11 protein-coding genes and 1 rRNA gene are annotated in these 14,306 nt (G+C 71.5%); 2 read left to right on the top strand and 10 right to left on the bottom strand.

Annotated elements, in window-relative coordinates; genetic code table 11:
- Positions 1-50: 50 nt before the first annotated feature.
- Both OG393_RS17700 and OG393_RS17695 read right to left on the bottom strand, forming a co-directional pair.
- Positions 51-1,576 (bottom strand): 16S ribosomal RNA (locus OG393_RS17700).
- 676 nt (positions 1,577-2,252) lie between these two features.
- Positions 2,253-3,293 (bottom strand): GlxA family transcriptional regulator, encoded by a 1,041-nt coding sequence (locus OG393_RS17695; RefSeq protein ID WP_442817423.1) that lies wholly within the window; start codon positions 3,291-3,293, stop codon positions 2,253-2,255.
- A gap of 81 nt (positions 3,294-3,374) precedes the next feature.
- Between OG393_RS17695 and OG393_RS17690 the strand changes: the two genes are divergently transcribed.
- Complete coding sequence (locus OG393_RS17690; RefSeq protein WP_327375626.1) at positions 3,375-3,968, top strand: cysteine hydrolase family protein; 594 nt, start codon at positions 3,375-3,377, stop codon at positions 3,966-3,968.
- A gap of 21 nt (positions 3,969-3,989) precedes the next feature.
- Here the strand turns inward: OG393_RS17690 and proC are convergent, their stop codons facing one another.
- The 7 genes from proC to OG393_RS17655 all read right to left on the bottom strand — a co-directional run bounded on the left by proC (position 3,990) and on the right by OG393_RS17655 (position 9,905).
- Positions 3,990-4,799 carry a pyrroline-5-carboxylate reductase gene (gene proC, locus OG393_RS17685; RefSeq protein WP_327375625.1) on the bottom strand — a complete coding sequence of 270 codons (810 nt, stop codon included), beginning with the start codon at positions 4,797-4,799 and terminating at the stop codon, positions 3,990-3,992.
- Between the two features lie 88 nt (positions 4,800-4,887).
- The gene (locus tag OG393_RS17680; RefSeq protein WP_327375624.1) at positions 4,888-5,676 is read right to left on the bottom strand and encodes an ABC transporter permease; all 789 of its coding nucleotides are present in this window, start codon (positions 5,674-5,676) and stop codon (positions 4,888-4,890) included.
- Positions 5,673-6,527, bottom strand: coding sequence for an ABC transporter ATP-binding protein (locus OG393_RS17675; protein ID WP_327375623.1), 855 nt, complete (start codon positions 6,525-6,527; stop codon positions 5,673-5,675). Before OG393_RS17675 ends, OG393_RS17680 begins: the two co-directional genes overlap by 4 nt.
- A 116-nt stretch (positions 6,528-6,643) precedes the next feature.
- Positions 6,644-7,771, bottom strand: a complete 1,128-nt coding sequence (locus OG393_RS17670; RefSeq protein WP_327375622.1) for an NAD(P)/FAD-dependent oxidoreductase — start codon at positions 7,769-7,771, stop codon at positions 6,644-6,646.
- Positions 7,772-7,939: 168 nt separating this feature from the next.
- The gene (gene sigJ, locus OG393_RS17665) at positions 7,940-8,824 is read right to left on the bottom strand and encodes an RNA polymerase sigma factor SigJ (protein ID WP_327375621.1); all 885 of its coding nucleotides are present in this window, start codon (positions 8,822-8,824) and stop codon (positions 7,940-7,942) included.
- 146 nt (positions 8,825-8,970) lie between these two features.
- Complete coding sequence (locus OG393_RS17660) at positions 8,971-9,504, bottom strand: hypothetical protein (protein WP_327375620.1); 534 nt, start codon at positions 9,502-9,504, stop codon at positions 8,971-8,973.
- A 137-nt stretch (positions 9,505-9,641) separates the two neighbouring features.
- Positions 9,642-9,905, bottom strand: a complete 264-nt coding sequence (locus OG393_RS17655; protein ID WP_327378464.1) for an SH3 domain-containing protein — start codon at positions 9,903-9,905, stop codon at positions 9,642-9,644.
- A 200-nt stretch (positions 9,906-10,105) separates the two neighbouring features.
- Here OG393_RS17655 and OG393_RS17650 point away from each other — a divergent pair, with 200 nt between their 5' ends.
- Positions 10,106-12,259 (top strand): protein kinase domain-containing protein, encoded by a 2,154-nt coding sequence (locus OG393_RS17650; protein WP_327375619.1) that lies wholly within the window; start codon positions 10,106-10,108, stop codon positions 12,257-12,259.
- Between the two features lie 165 nt (positions 12,260-12,424).
- On the opposite strand, the gene ilvD is transcribed toward OG393_RS17650, so the two are convergent.
- Positions 12,425-14,278: a dihydroxy-acid dehydratase gene (gene ilvD, locus OG393_RS17645; RefSeq protein WP_327375618.1), complete on the bottom strand. Its 1,854-nt coding sequence runs from the start codon at positions 14,276-14,278 to the stop codon at positions 12,425-12,427.
- Positions 14,279-14,306 lie beyond the last annotated feature (28 nt).

The following is a 14,306-nucleotide window of genomic DNA, read 5'->3' as shown; positions in this document are numbered from 1 at the left end:
CGGTGTACTGGCCCCTTGACCAGGCAAGCCTGGTAAGAAGTGCTCCTTAGAAAGGAGGTGATCCAGCCGCACCTTCCGGTACGGCTACCTTGTTACGACTTCGTCCCAATCGCCAGTCCCACCTTCGACAGCTCCCTCCCACAAGGGGTTGGGCCACCGGCTTCGGGTGTTACCGACTTTCGTGACGTGACGGGCGGTGTGTACAAGGCCCGGGAACGTATTCACCGCAGCAATGCTGATCTGCGATTACTAGCAACTCCGACTTCATGGGGTCGAGTTGCAGACCCCAATCCGAACTGAGACCGGCTTTTTGAGATTCGCTCCGCCTCACGGCATCGCAGCTCTTTGTACCGGCCATTGTAGCACGTGTGCAGCCCAAGACATAAGGGGCATGATGACTTGACGTCGTCCCCACCTTCCTCCGAGTTGACCCCGGCGGTCTCCTGTGAGTCCCCATCACCCCGAAGGGCATGCTGGCAACACAGGACAAGGGTTGCGCTCGTTGCGGGACTTAACCCAACATCTCACGACACGAGCTGACGACAGCCATGCACCACCTGTATACCGACCACAAGGGGGGCACTATCTCTAATGCTTTCCGGTATATGTCAAGCCTTGGTAAGGTTCTTCGCGTTGCGTCGAATTAAGCCACATGCTCCGCTGCTTGTGCGGGCCCCCGTCAATTCCTTTGAGTTTTAGCCTTGCGGCCGTACTCCCCAGGCGGGGAACTTAATGCGTTAGCTGCGGCACCGACGACGTGGAATGTCGCCAACACCTAGTTCCCAACGTTTACGGCGTGGACTACCAGGGTATCTAATCCTGTTCGCTCCCCACGCTTTCGCTCCTCAGCGTCAGTAATGGCCCAGAGATCCGCCTTCGCCACCGGTGTTCCTCCTGATATCTGCGCATTTCACCGCTACACCAGGAATTCCGATCTCCCCTACCACACTCTAGCCTGCCCGTATCGAATGCAGACCCGGGGTTAAGCCCCGGGCTTTCACACCCGACGTGACAAGCCGCCTACGAGCTCTTTACGCCCAATAATTCCGGACAACGCTTGCGCCCTACGTATTACCGCGGCTGCTGGCACGTAGTTAGCCGGCGCTTCTTCTGCAGGTACCGTCACTTTCGCTTCTTCCCTGCTGAAAGAGGTTTACAACCCGAAGGCCGTCATCCCTCACGCGGCGTCGCTGCATCAGGCTTTCGCCCATTGTGCAATATTCCCCACTGCTGCCTCCCGTAGGAGTCTGGGCCGTGTCTCAGTCCCAGTGTGGCCGGTCGCCCTCTCAGGCCGGCTACCCGTCGTCGCCTTGGTAGGCCATTACCCCACCAACAAGCTGATAGGCCGCGGGCTCATCCTTCACCGCCGGAGCTTTCAACCAACCCCCATGCGGAAGCCGGTATTATCCGGTATTAGACCCCGTTTCCAGGGCTTGTCCCAGAGTGAAGGGCAGATTGCCCACGTGTTACTCACCCGTTCGCCACTAATCCACCCCGAAGGGCTTCATCGTTCGACTTGCATGTGTTAAGCACGCCGCCAGCGTTCGTCCTGAGCCAGGATCAAACTCTCCGTGAATGTTTACCCGACCAATGCCCGATGAAGGGCCGCGGGTGCACACATCACGAGAGCGGAACGACCAGTCGGAATAAGACCGGTCGTTCACAGCGTCCTCGCTGTGTATGTCGCCTGCCCACCACAAGGGCCGACAGGACTTTCAAAGGAACCACGACCATCCGAAGATGGACGGGGTATCAACTAATCTGGCGTTGATTTTTGGCACGCTGTTGAGTTCTCAAGGAACGGACGCTTCCTTCGTACTCACCCTCTCGGGCTTTCCTCCGGGCATTTTCCCTTCGGTCTTGCGTTTCCGACTCTACCAGACCTTCCCGGTCCGATTTCCTCGGTGCTTTCCGGTCCCGTTCGCTTTCGCTCCGGGCCCTTCCGGCGTTTCCGACTCTATCAGATCCTTTCGGGCCTGATTCCCAGTCAGAGGGGTTTGTCATCACTGCTGTTGGGCAGTTCCGACGAGTGAGACTTTAGCGGATTCCCTGCCACCGACGCTAATCGGGGCGTCGCGCTCACATCCTTCGAACGCGGATTCCTCATTTCGCAAATACGCACGGAAAGCAGAACGGCGCGACGAGGCGTCGTCAGCTTGAAGTGGTTCTTGCGGAATGACTGTCCGGGGCCGACCGGAGTCGGTGCTCACGTCGGACAGCTCGGAGAACATTACGGATCGGGCAATCCCGTGTCAACCCCGCTCCGTGGGTCCCTCTCGCGGTACGGCCGCGGGCACGTGTCCTTCCCCGTCCGGCCGACCGGACGGGCGGCGGAAGGCGTTGCGGTAGTCGCGCGGACTGGTGGCGAGGTGGGTGGCGAAGTGCTGGCGCATCGTGACCTCGCTGCCGAACCCCGCGCGGCGGGCCACTTCGGGCAAGGGGTGGTCGGTGCGTTCCAAAAGCTTCTGCGCGGCGGCGACCCGTCTGCCGATGAGCCAGTGCAGGGGGGTGGTGCCGGTGGTGGCCTGGAAGTGGCGGGCGAAGCTGCGCGGGGACATCCCCGCGCGGGCGGCGAGGCTCGCGACGGTGTGCGGTGCGTCGAGGTGCGCCAGCACATGGGCGCGGACATCCGCCAGTGCGTCGGCGTCGCGGTCGGCGCGCGGGGTGGGGTGCTCGATGAACTGGGCCTGCGTCCCCGTACGGAAGGGCGCGGTGACCATGGAGCGGGCGATGGCGGCGGCGGCCTCGGCGCCGTGGGCGGTGCGTACCAGGTGGAGGCAGAGGTCGATGCCCGCGGCGGTGCCGGCCGAGGTCCAGACACCGGAGTCCTCGATGAAGAGGGCGTCGGCCTCCACGGCGACCGTCGGGTGACGGGCCGCGAGCGTCGCGGCGAGGTTCCAGTGGGTGACGGCCCGGCGACCGTCCAGGAGGCCCGCTCGCGCGAGGACGAAGGCGCCGGCGCACAGCGAGGCGACCGGGGTTCCGGCGGTGTGGGCGCGGCGGAGGGCGTCGAGCACGGGCGCGGGGACGTCGGCGTCGGCGTCCTCGATACCGGGGACGAGGACGAGGTCGGCGCGGGGGAGCCAGTCGAGCGCGCGGTCCGGGGTGAGGGTCAGGCCGCCGCGCAGCGGGATGGGGACGTCCGGATCGGAGGCGACCCTCCGGAGCTCGAAGGGCGGGAGGGCCGGGGAGTCCCGTTCGCTTCCCCACACCTCGGTGACGACCGAGACGTCGAAGGCGCGGATGCCCGGGAAGGTGATCAGGGCGATGCGCTGCGGTTCCCGGGCTGCCATCGACATGTGTGGCAGTAAATCATCGATCGCTGACTTTCTCGCCTCTGGGAGTGGCGTGTGGCTCCCGGCAGCATCGTCGGCATGGATGTCTCGGAGAACGCAGCGTTGGTCGTCGTCGATGTGCAGAAGGGCTTCGAGGAGGAGTACTGGGGCAGGCGGGACAACCCCGACGCCGAGGGGAACATCGCGGCCCTGATCGATCTGTGGCAGGAGACGGGGCGGCCCGTGGTGTTCGTGCGGCACGACTCGGAGCAGCCTCGGTCGCCGTTGCGACGGGGCCACGGGGGCAACGACTTCCAGGATTTCGTGGAGGTGCGGCGGGGGAAGGGACGGGGTCCCGAACTGCTGGTGACGAAGTCGGTGAACTCGGCGTTCTACGGGGAGCCGAGTCTGGACACCTGGCTGAGGGAGGCCGGGATCGGGCAGATCGTGATCGTGGGGATCCAGACGAACATGTGCAACGAGACGACCGCCCGGATGGGCGGGAACCTGGGCTACCGGGTGGTCTTCCCGCTCGACGCGATGCACACCTTCGACCTGACCGGTCCGTTCGGCTGGTCGGTGAGCGCCGAGGAGCTCACCCGGGCCACGGCGGTCAACCTGCACGGGGGATCGTTCGCCGAGGTGGTGACCACGCGGGACGTGGTGGAGGGGGCGTCCGCCGGGGTGCGGTGACCCCGGCGGGGACGCGGTCGGTCAGCCGTTGCCGGAGGCGAGTTCGCGGCTGCGGTCGCGGGCGGCCTCCAGGGCGGCGATCAGGGCGGCCCGTACGCCGTGGTTCTCCAGCTCGCGGATGGCGCTGATGGTGGTGCCGGCGGGCGAGGTGACGGCCTCGCGCAGCTTGACCGGGTGTTCGCCGCTGTCGCGGAGCATCACGGCGGCGCCGATGGCGGCCTGCACGATGAGGTCGTGGGCCTGGGCCCGGGGCAGGCCCAGGAGGATGCCGGCGTCGGTCATGGCCTCCACGAGGAAGTAGAAGTAGGCGGGCCCGGAGCCGGAGAGCGCGGTGGCGGCGTCCTGCTGGGACTCCGGGACCCGCAGGGTCTTGCCGACCCCGCCGAAGATCTCCTCGGCGTGCGCCAGATGGTCGGAGGTGGCGTGACTGCCTCCGGAGATGACGGACATGCCCTCGTCGACGAGGACGGGGGTGTTGGGCATGACGCGGACGACGGGGGTGCCGTCGGCGAGGCGTTCCTCGATGAAGGAGGTGGGAATGCCGGCGGCGGCGCTGATGACCAGCCGGTCCGCGGCGGTGTGGGGGGCGAGTTCGTCGAGGAGACGGCCCATGTCCTGGGGCTTCACGGCGAGGATGAGGGTGTCGGCGCGCTTGGCCGCCTCGGCGTTGGTGACGGCCTCGACGCCGTAGCGGGCGCGCAGTTCCTCGGCTCGTTCGGCGCGCCGGGTGGTGACCAGCACGTTGCCGGGACGCCAGCCGGCCCGGATCATGCCGCTGAGGAGCGCTTCACCGATCTTGCCGGTGCCGAGGACTGCGACGGTCTGGGTCATGGCTCTGTTCACCTCGCCGGAGGGGGTACGTGCTGCGGCCATCCTCGCACCGCCCGCGGTGGGGGCGGTGCGGGTGTCCGAGGGGCGGTCATGGGGTCCGGCGGCGGAGGGTGGCCGCCCCGAGGGCGAGCACGAGCAGGGCGCAGCCGGCGACCACGAGGGCGTCGCGGACGAAGACGGCGGTGACGTCGGTGTTGCGGAGCACTTCGTTCATGCCGTCCACGGCGTAGGACATCGGCAGTGCGTCGGAGACGCCTTCGAGTACCGGCTGCATCCGGTCGCGCGGGGTGAACAGTCCGCACAGCAGCAGCTGCGGGAAGATCACGGCCGGCATGAACTGGACGGCCTGGAACTCGGAGGCGGCGAAGGCCGAGACGAACAGGCCGAGGGCGGTGCCGAGGAGCGCGTCGAGGAGGGCGACCAGGAGCAGGAGCCAGGGCGAGCCGACGACGTCGAGGCCGAGGGCCCACAGGGCCAGGCCGGTGGCGAGGGCCGACTGGACGACGGCGAGGAGCCCGAAGGCGAGCGCGTAGCCGGCGATGAGATCGCCCTTGGCCAGCGGCATGGCGAGCAGGCGTTCCAGCGTGCCGGAGGTGCGTTCGCGCAGGGTGGCGATCGAGGTCACCAGGAACATGGTGATCAGCGGGAAGATGCCGAGGAGCGAGGCTCCGATGTTGTCGAAGGTCCGCGGACTGCCGTCGAAGACGTAGCGGAGCAGGAAGAGCATCACGCACGGGACGAGGATCATCAGGGCGATCGAGCGCGGGTCGTGGCGCAGCTGGCGCAGGACGCGTCCGGCGGTGGCCAGGGTACGGAACAGGGAGGGTCCGGTACGCGGTCGCGGGGTGGCGGTGGCGGGCGACGTGCGGGCGTTCATCGCTGGATCTCCTCGGCGGGCGGGGTGGTGCGGTCCGGGTCGTGCTCACGACCCTGGTCCTGTTCGTGTCCCGCTTCCCCGTTCCGGGCGCGGGCGTCGGCGGCGTCGACCAGGCGCAGGAAGGCGTCCTCGACGGTCGCGGTGTCGTTGCGGCGGCGCAGCGCCTCGGGGGTGTCGTCGGCGAGGATCTCGCCCTCGCGCATGAGGAGCAGCCGGTGGCAGCGTTCGGCCTCGTCCATCACGTGGGAGGAGACGAGGATCGCGGTGCCGCGGTCGGCGGCGATGCGGTGGAAGAGGTTCCACAGGTCGCGGCGCAGGACCGGGTCGAGGCCGACGGTCGGCTCGTCGAGGACGAGCAGTTCCGGGGTGCCGAGGAGGGCGACGGCGAGGGAGACCCGGCTGCGCTGGCCGCCGGAGAGGCGTCCGGCGAGCGAGTCGGCGTGGGAGCCGAGATCGACGTCCCGCAGGGCGCGCTCGACGGCCGTGCGGCGATCCTCGCGGCGGGCGCGGCCGGGGAGGAGGACGGCGGCGAAGTAGTCGAGGTTCTGACGGACGGTCAGATCGTCGTAGACGGACGGCGCCTGGGTGACGTAGCCGATGCGGGAGCGCAGTGCGGCGTCCCCGGCCGGCCGGCCGAGGACGTCGAGTGTGCCGACGACCTTGGCCTGGGTGCCGACGACCGCCCGCATGAGGGTGGACTTGCCGCAGCCGGACGGTCCGAGGAGGCCGGTGATCCGGCCGGGCGGCACCGTGAAGTCGATGCCGCGCAGGACGGTGCGGTCGCCTCGGACGACGGTGAGGCCGCGGGCGGCGATCGCGTCCGGCGGAGCACCCTCGGAATAATTCATCATGCGGTGAATAATGCGCCCGGGGGTCCGGGCCGTCAAGCGGCCGACCGGACCCCGGGCGGAGTCCGTGTCCGGCGCCCGGCGCCCGGCCGCGAGCCCTCACGGGCGCCGGGCGCCGTTCAGCCGATGCCGGGGATCAGACCGACCAGGGAGGGACGGCGCGATGCCGTACGGAGGGCTCGGACGGTCGAGCGGACCACCTGTTCCTTGGCGAAGGCGGCGGCGCGACCGGTCAGCGTCCGGGCCCGCGGCGAGTCGTCCGGGCGCACGAACTGGACCAGTCCGTCGCTCCGCCCGAGGCTGAGGCACTGGAGGACATAGCCGAACCGCAGCGCCTCCGGCTCCTCCCCGCGCAGCTCCCTGATGATCGACATCGCCGCGTGGGCACCGGTCGGCAGCGCGGTGGCACAGGCCATCCGGAGCGGTCCGGCCGCCTCGGTGGCGGCGGCGCCCGCGTCGCCGGGCACGTAGATCTCCGGGTGGGCGGGCGAACGCAGCCGGGCGTCGACGGCGATCCGGCCCGAGGGCGCGAGCGGGAGGCCGGCGTCCCGGGCGAGCCCCGTGCGCGGGGCGAGGGAGGCGGCCCAGACGACGACGTCCGCCGCGACCTCGTCGGGGTGGGCGACGCGATGGCCTTCGCTGATCCGGACGCCGCGGGCCCGCAGGACCGAACGGACGTGGCCGGCGCCACGCGTGGAGAGGCCCTCGCCGACGGCACCGGCGGTGAGCAGGCTGACCGGGGTGCCCCCGGCGCCGTAGGTCTCGGCGAGTTCGGCGGCCATCTCCACGCCGGTCAGGCCGCCGCCTACGACGGCGACGGAACCGGGGCGGTCCCGGAGGTGCTTGTGGAGTCCGGCGGCGGACTCGGCGGTGTACGCGCGGGTGTCCCGCGCATCCGCGCCCGCCGGCAGGAGGGTGCGGCTGCCGAGGGCGTAGACGAGGCGGTCGTAGGGCAGGCCGCGGCCGTCGTCGGTGGTCACGAGACGGGCGGCCGGGTCGAGCACGGCGGCCCTGGCGGTGACGTGCGTGATGCCGGTGCCGCGCAGGAAGGCCGCCAGAGGGTGGGTCACGTCGGGGCGCCCGGCGGCCCGCTCGTGGAGCCGGACACGTTCGGTGAACCGGTCGGCCGGGTCGACGAGGGTGACCCGGGTGTGCGGCGCCAGGCGGAGGGCGGCCATCAGACCGGCGTAACCGGCGCCCAGGACGAGAACACGGGTCGCGGTGCGGTGGTTCGGTGTCGTCTTCATGCCAAGGGGACGACACGGCCCCGCGTCCTGTGACATGCGCCCGCGGCCGGCCGGAGGGGCGGCCCGCGAAGTGCGGCGTCCGCCCGCCGCGGAAGACGCGTCACGGCCCGCGCCGGTCGGGGCGGGGCCGGGGCGGGGGGTGGATACCCGGTCGCCGGCGGACGTCCGTCAGACGGGAAGAAGGCCGAGGTGGCGGAGCTTGTCGGGGTTGACGACACAGTCGATGCCGGTGATCCGGCCCGCGTGGACGGTGAAGGCGAGGACGGCGGCCCGGGCACTCGCCGGATCGGCGAACACGATGCCGGGAGCACCGTTGACGTCCAGGACCTCCACCCGCGTGCCGGCCGGGTCGAGGCCGCGGACGAGGCCCCCCGCGAAGCGGGCGACCTTCTCGCTGCCCAGGACGGGCACGCGGGCCACGCCGACCGCGCCCCCGCCGTCCGAACGCCAGACGACGTCGGGATCGAGCGTCGCGACGAGGGTGTCCAGGTCACCGGCGGTGACGGCGGCCAGGAACGCCTCGACCGTGCGGCGGTGCTCGGCCCGGTCGACGGTCTGCCGGGGCCTCTCGTCCCTGACCCGGCGGCGGGCCCGGGAGGCGAGCGCGCGCACGGCGTCCGGAGTGCGGCCGACGGCCTCGGCGACCTCGGGGAAGGGAACCTCGAAGACGTCGTGCAGGACGAAGGCGGTGCGTTCGGCGGGCGTGAGACGTTCGAGGACGGTGAGCAGGGCGAAGCCGACCGATTCGTCGAGGGCGGCGTGTTCCTCGGGACCGGGCGCGGGCTCCCGGGCGGCCACCAGCGGTTCGGGGAGCCAGGGGCCGACGTAGGTCTCCCGGCGTGCGCGGGCCGAGGTCAGCCGGTCGTAGCAGATACGGCTGACCACGGTCGTCAGGTAGGCGCGGGGCTCGAGGGCCCGGTCGTCCGGCAACGCCTGCCAGCGGAGCCAGGCGTCCTGGAGGACGTCCTCCGTGTCGGAGACGGAGGACGTGATGCGGTATGCGATGCCCCACAGGCGTCGGCGATGCCTTTCGAACACGGCGTGGTCCGCCATCGCGGCACCCCTCCCCGTTCGTCGTCCGGCGGGCCCGCCGGACGAGCCGCCGGCCGGATCGGCCCTCCGGCACCCGGTGTACGGCGGGCGGGTCCCGGTCCGGTCAGTCTGCCAGGGCGCCTCGGCCCGCGGTCACCCCGGTCCCGTCAGCGGCGGCGGGGCTTCTTGCGTGCCGCCGGGTTTCCCGTGCGGGCGCCGCGGCGCTTCTCGTACTGAGCGCGGGCCGCCTCGTACTCCGCGCGCCGCAGCTTCTCGCCGGGCGCCTCGACGAAGCCGCGGAGGAAGTAGGCGAGCAGCGATCCGATGAAGCCGATCGCCTTGAGGCCCCGCAGCGAGTCCTCGCGGGCCGGGTCGGCGGGGCGGCGGACGAAGCCCTCCCAGGTCTTGCGGAAGGCGAGGGCACTGCAGACCGCGAACATGACGATCACGAGGGTGTCGACGAAACCGCCGACGTCGGCGATCTCCAGCCCCTGGTACGCGAACCGCAGCACGAGGCAGCCGGCCGCCGCGGCGACGAGGGAGCCGACGACCACACCGGCACGGCGCAGCCCGTAACCGCCGTCGTGCGCGACCCACGTCGTGCCGAAGAAGCGGATCGCCTCGGGCTGCGGTCCGGCGGGGCTGGACCCGGCGGCGCCCTGGGGGGTGCCGGGCTTCTCGGTCTGGTCGTCGTCGCTCACGGGATCGATTATCCCCGGGTGGCGCGGAAACGGGCCGGCCGCCGCGTCGGGTGACCGGTCGGTCGCTCCCCGTGTCCGCGCGGGCCCTGCCGGGTCGCGCCCGACCACCCCGCGGGTGCCGTGCCTTCCGCGCGCCGTCAGCCGCAGCGCGCCGCGACGTAGCCGTCGCTGCCGGTCCTCACATAGGCGTCCGAGACGAACTCACCGGCGGCGATGTTGTCCCAGATGTTCGAGGTGCCGTAGGGGCCGGAGACCCACTCGCCCGGCTTCTGGCAGTAGACGGGCACGCTCACCCCGACCGCCAGCGTCCGCACGATGGCGTAGTGCGTCCCCGGCCCGGAGCGGACGTTGAGCCGGTATCCGGGAGCGACCGGGTAGCGCGCCACACCCGTGGCGGCCATGCGTTCCGCTCTCGCCGCGGTGTTCGTCTCCTCGACAGCCATGGTTTCCTCCCCCGCGGGAACGCGAGCGTTCCGCTGACATTGACTCTCCGCGACGCGCAGGCTAGCAAGCCCCACCGTCATCGCCCCCACCATGGACTAGGCTCCGTGCGTCGCGCACGCGCGCGAATTTCGACGGGGAACCACACGGGGGTGGGGCGATGCCGCCGTTGCGCGGTACCGGCGCCGACAGGGAAGCGGAAGGACCGGAGTACGCGGGCGAGTACCGCCTCCAGGCCCGCCTCGGCGCGGGTGGCATGGGAGTGGTCCATCTGGCCACGTCCGCCTCCGGCCTGCGGCTCGCGGTCAAGGTCGTCCACGGCCCGCACGCCGCGGATCCGGAGTTCAGGGCCAGGTTCCGGCAGGAGGTCGCCGCCGCGCGGAAGGTGAGCGGAGCGTTCACCGCGCCCGTCGTGGACGCCGACCCCGACGACGTACGCCCCTGGATGGCGACGCTGTACGTCCCCGGCCCCACGCTCGCCGACCAGGTGCGGCACAACGGTGCCCTCTCCCCCGCGGAACTGCGCCGGCTGACGGCGGGGCTCGCGGAGGCGCTGCGCGACATCCACCGGGCGGGCGTGGTCCACCGGGACCTCAAGCCGAGCAACGTGCTGCTCACCGACACCGGCCCCAAGGTGATCGACTTCGGTATCTCCAGGCCGCTGGACAGTGACCTGCGCACGGAGACGGGCAAGTTGATCGGGTCGCCGCCCTTCATGGCGCCCGAGCAGTTCCAGCGGCCCCGCGAAGTGGGGCCCGCGGCGGACGTGTTCGCGCTGGGCTCCGTGCTGGTGCACGCGGCGACGGGGCACGGCCCGTTCGACTCCGACAGCCCGTACGTCGTGGCCTACCAGGTCGTGCACGACGAGCCGGACCTCACGGGGGTCCCGGCCGACCTCTCGCCGCTCGTGGCGCGCTGCCTCGCCAAGGAGCCCGCCGACCGTCCGAGTCCCGCGGAGATCATGGCGGCGCTGCTGCCGCCGTCCTACGAGGCGGCGGCGTTCATCCCTTCCCAGCGTCGGCCGCTGACGCTCCCCCCGGCCGTGAATCCGGGCCACTGGGACGCCGACACACCGGTCCGGGTGACCGCCACCGGTCGCGGCCGGCGCCGGGTGCCCCGCTGGGCGCTCACGGCCACGGCCCTGCTCGTCGCGGCCGGCGGCACGGCCGCCGGACTGGCCATGTACGGATTCGGGCGCGGCGGCGTGGACGCGCCGGCGCCCGGAGCGCACCCGGCCGAGGTGGCCACGGCCTTCGCCGGCTGGCAGACCCCGCTCGACAAGGACGGCGACACCGCCGCGCCCGCCTGCGGCTACGCCGCCGGAGCCCTCTACTGCTCCGGCCGGGGCATCGGCGTCACCCGGATCGATCCCTCGACCGGACGGGTGCTGTGGACGCGGCCGGACGGCGCCGACGAAGACCTCTCCGCGCCCGGTCCGCTCTCCGCCGGCCTGCTCGGCGTCGTCTCGGCCGGGCGCGGTCTGCGCACGTACGACGCGAACGGCGCCCCGGGCTGGACGACGGGCGAAGACCCGAGCGGCGCCGCGCTGCGGCCGGCGGGCGACACGGTCCTGAGCCTGAGCGGCGCGGGCACGGTGCGGGCCGTCGACGCGGCCACGGGACGGCAGCGCTGGAACCACCGGCTGCCCGGACTCACGGCTCCGCGCTTCGGCCCGTACACGCCCGGGACCGGTCTGCTGCCCGTCTTCGAGAACTCGGCCGACGGGAGCCGGACCCTGGTCGGCGGCCTGCGCCCGGAGACCGGCGAGATCGCCTGGCTGCGCCGGCTGGACGGGGACCTCATGCCGCTGGGCACCGGGCCGGACGGTGTGCTGTACCTCAGGTCCGCCGACCGCCGGTCGCGCACCGACGCCGTGGTGCGCTACGACCCCGCGACGCGTTCCGCCCGCCGCGTCACCCTGCCCTACCCGATGGACGAGCCGAGGGCGGCGCTGCGCGGCGACACGGTCTACCTGCTGGACGCCGCCGGCCGGCTCACCGCCGTCGACACCGGGGGTTCCGGGCCGGCGGAGGACCCGACACTCTGGGCGCTGGAGACCTCCGCGAAGAACGTCTCGGCCCCTGTCGTCGCCGCGGACGACCGCCTCTACGTCTCCGCCTCCGACGGACGGCTGATCGCCGTCGACACCGCGCGCGGCACGCTGCTGGGACAGACCCGGCCCCGGCTGCGGGACGGCCGTCTCGGCTACGCGACCACCGTGCCCGCGCCGGTCGTCGCCGACGGCCGGGTCTTCGCGACCGCGCCGGACGGTTCGGTGTTCGCGGTGGACGGACGCAGCCCGGGGACCTGGTGACGTGCGGTCCGGACCCCGGTGGCGGGGTCCGGCGGCCTGCCGGCACGCACGCGGGACCCCGGTGACGCGTCCGCGGACGGAGGCGTCCCGACGTCGGGGAGACGGTCGGCCGGACTGTCCGTCCGGGCCGCGGGCGTCGGCACGGACGGCCCGTCCGTCGAGGGGTCAGCCGAGCCGGGTCACGTCGCGCACCGCGCCCTTGTCGGCGCTCGTCGCCATCGCCGCGTACGCCCGCAGCGCCGCCGAGACCTTGCGCTCGCGGTTCCGCGGGGCGTATACGCCGCCCAGCGCCTCCCGTCGGGCGGCCAGGACGTCGTCCGTGACCAGCAGTTCGATCGAACGGCTCGGGATGTCGATGCGGATCCGGTCGCCGTCCTCGACCAGGGCGATCGTGCCGCCCGCGGCGGCCTCGGGCGAGGCGTGGCCGATGGACAGGCCCGAGGTACCGCCGGAGAAACGTCCGTCGGTGACCAGTGCGCAGGTCTTGCCCAGGCCCCGGCCCTTCAGGAAGGAGGTCGGGTAGAGCATCTCCTGCATGCCGGGGCCGCCCCGCGGACCCTCGTAGCGGATGACGACCACGTCGCCGTCCTTGACCCGCTTGTTGAGGATCTTCTCGACGGCCTCCTCCTGCGACTCGCAGACGACCGCCGGGCCCTCGAAGGTCCAGATCGACTCGTCGACGCCGGCCGTCTTCACGACGCAGCCGTCGACGGCGAGGTTTCCGCGCAGGACGGCGAGTCCGCCGTCCTTCGAGTAGGCGTGGGCCGCGTCGCGGATGCAGCCGCCGGCCGCGTCCGTGTCGAGGGTGCCCCAGCGCTCGGACTGGGAGAAGGCGGTGGCCGAGCGGACGCAGCCGGGGGCCGCGTGCCACAGCTCGACGGCCTCCTCGGAGGGGGAGCCGCCCCGCACGTCCCAGGTCTCCAGCCACTCCTTGATGCTCGGCGAGTGGACGGCACGGACGTCCTCGTTGAGCAGGCCGGCCCGGTACAGCTCGCCGAGGATGGCGGGGATGCCGCCGGCGCGGTGCACGTCCTCCATGTAGTACGTGCCGCCGGGCGCCACGTTCGGCGCGACCTTGGCCAGGCACGGCACCCGGCGCGAGACCTCGTCCATGTCGGACAGGCCGTAGTCCAGCTCGGCCTCCTGGGCGGCGGCGAGCAGGTGGAGGATCGTGTTGGTGGACCCGCCCATGGCGATGTCGAGGGCCATCGCGTTCTCGAAGGCCGCGCGGGTGGCGATGTTGCGCGGCAGGACCGAGGCGTCGTCCTCGTCGTAGTAGCGGCGGGTGATGTCGACGACCGTGCGGGCCGCGTTCTCGTACAGCGCCCTGCGTGCGGTGTGGGTGGCGAGGACGGAGCCGTTGCCGGGCAGGGAGAGGCCGATGGCCTCGGTCAGGCAGTTCATCGAGTTGGCGGTGAACATGCCGGAACAGGAGCCGCAGGTCGGACAGGCGTTCTCCTCGATGCGGAGGATGTCCTCGTCCGAGACCTTGTCGTTGACCGCGTCGGAGATCGCGTCGACCAGGTCGAGCGTACGGACGGTGCCGTCGACGAGGGTGGCCTTGCCGGCCTCCATCGGGCCGCCGGAGACGAAGACCGTCGGGATGTCGAGCCGCAGCGCGGCCATCAGCATGCCGGGGGTGATCTTGTCGCAGTTGGAGATGCAGATCAGGGCGTCGGCGCAGTGCGCCTCGACCATGTACTCCACGCTGTCGGCGATCAGGTCGCGGGAGGGCAGGCTGTACAGCATGCCGCCGTGACCCATGGCGATGCCGTCGTCGACGGCGATCGTGTTGAACTCGCGGGCGATGCCGCCGGCGGCGGTGATCGCCTCGGAGACGATGCGGCCGACCGGCTGGAGGTGGGTGTGACCGGGCACGAACTCCGTGAAGGAGTTGGCCACGGCGATGATCGGCTTCCGCCCGATGTCCGCGCCCGGTACACCGGAAGCGCGCATCAGGGCGCGTGCGCCCGCCATGTTGCGGCCGTGGGTGACAGTGCGGGACCTCAGCTCGGGCATCGTCGCTCGCTCCTCAGTGATGGGTCTA

It is taken from the genome of Streptomyces sp. NBC_01216 (genome assembly GCF_035994945.1).
Classification (GTDB): Bacteria; Actinomycetota; Actinomycetes; order Streptomycetales; family Streptomycetaceae; genus Streptomyces.
This window is presented reverse-complemented; position numbering and strand designations above follow the sequence as displayed.

What these genes read in the sequence shown, in the direction of transcription:
- ilvD (WP_327375618.1), bottom strand. Translation starts at nt 14,278, where the DNA reads ATGCCCGAGCTGAGGTCCCGCACTGTCACCCACGGCCGCAACATGGCG.
- OG393_RS17695 (WP_442817423.1), bottom strand. Translation starts at nt 3,293, where the DNA reads ATGGCAGCCCGGGAACCGCAGCGCATCGCCCTGATCACCTTCCCGGGC.
- OG393_RS17650 (WP_327375619.1), top strand. Translation starts at nt 10,106, where the DNA reads ATGCCGCCGTTGCGCGGTACCGGCGCCGACAGGGAAGCGGAAGGACCG.
- OG393_RS17690 (WP_327375626.1), top strand. Translation starts at nt 3,375, where the DNA reads ATGGATGTCTCGGAGAACGCAGCGTTGGTCGTCGTCGATGTGCAGAAG.
- OG393_RS17670 (WP_327375622.1), bottom strand. Translation starts at nt 7,771, where the DNA reads ATGAAGACGACACCGAACCACCGCACCGCGACCCGTGTTCTCGTCCTG.
- sigJ (WP_327375621.1), bottom strand. Translation starts at nt 8,824, where the DNA reads ATGGCGGACCACGCCGTGTTCGAAAGGCATCGCCGACGCCTGTGGGGC.
- OG393_RS17655 (WP_327378464.1), bottom strand. Translation starts at nt 9,905, where the DNA reads ATGGCCGCCACGGGTGTGGCGCGCTACCCGGTCGCTCCCGGATACCGG.
- proC (WP_327375625.1), bottom strand. Translation starts at nt 4,799, where the DNA reads ATGACCCAGACCGTCGCAGTCCTCGGCACCGGCAAGATCGGTGAAGCG.
- OG393_RS17680 (WP_327375624.1), bottom strand. Translation starts at nt 5,676, where the DNA reads ATGAACGCCCGCACGTCGCCCGCCACCGCCACCCCGCGACCGCGTACC.
- OG393_RS17675 (WP_327375623.1), bottom strand. Translation starts at nt 6,527, where the DNA reads ATGATGAATTATTCCGAGGGTGCTCCGCCGGACGCGATCGCCGCCCGC.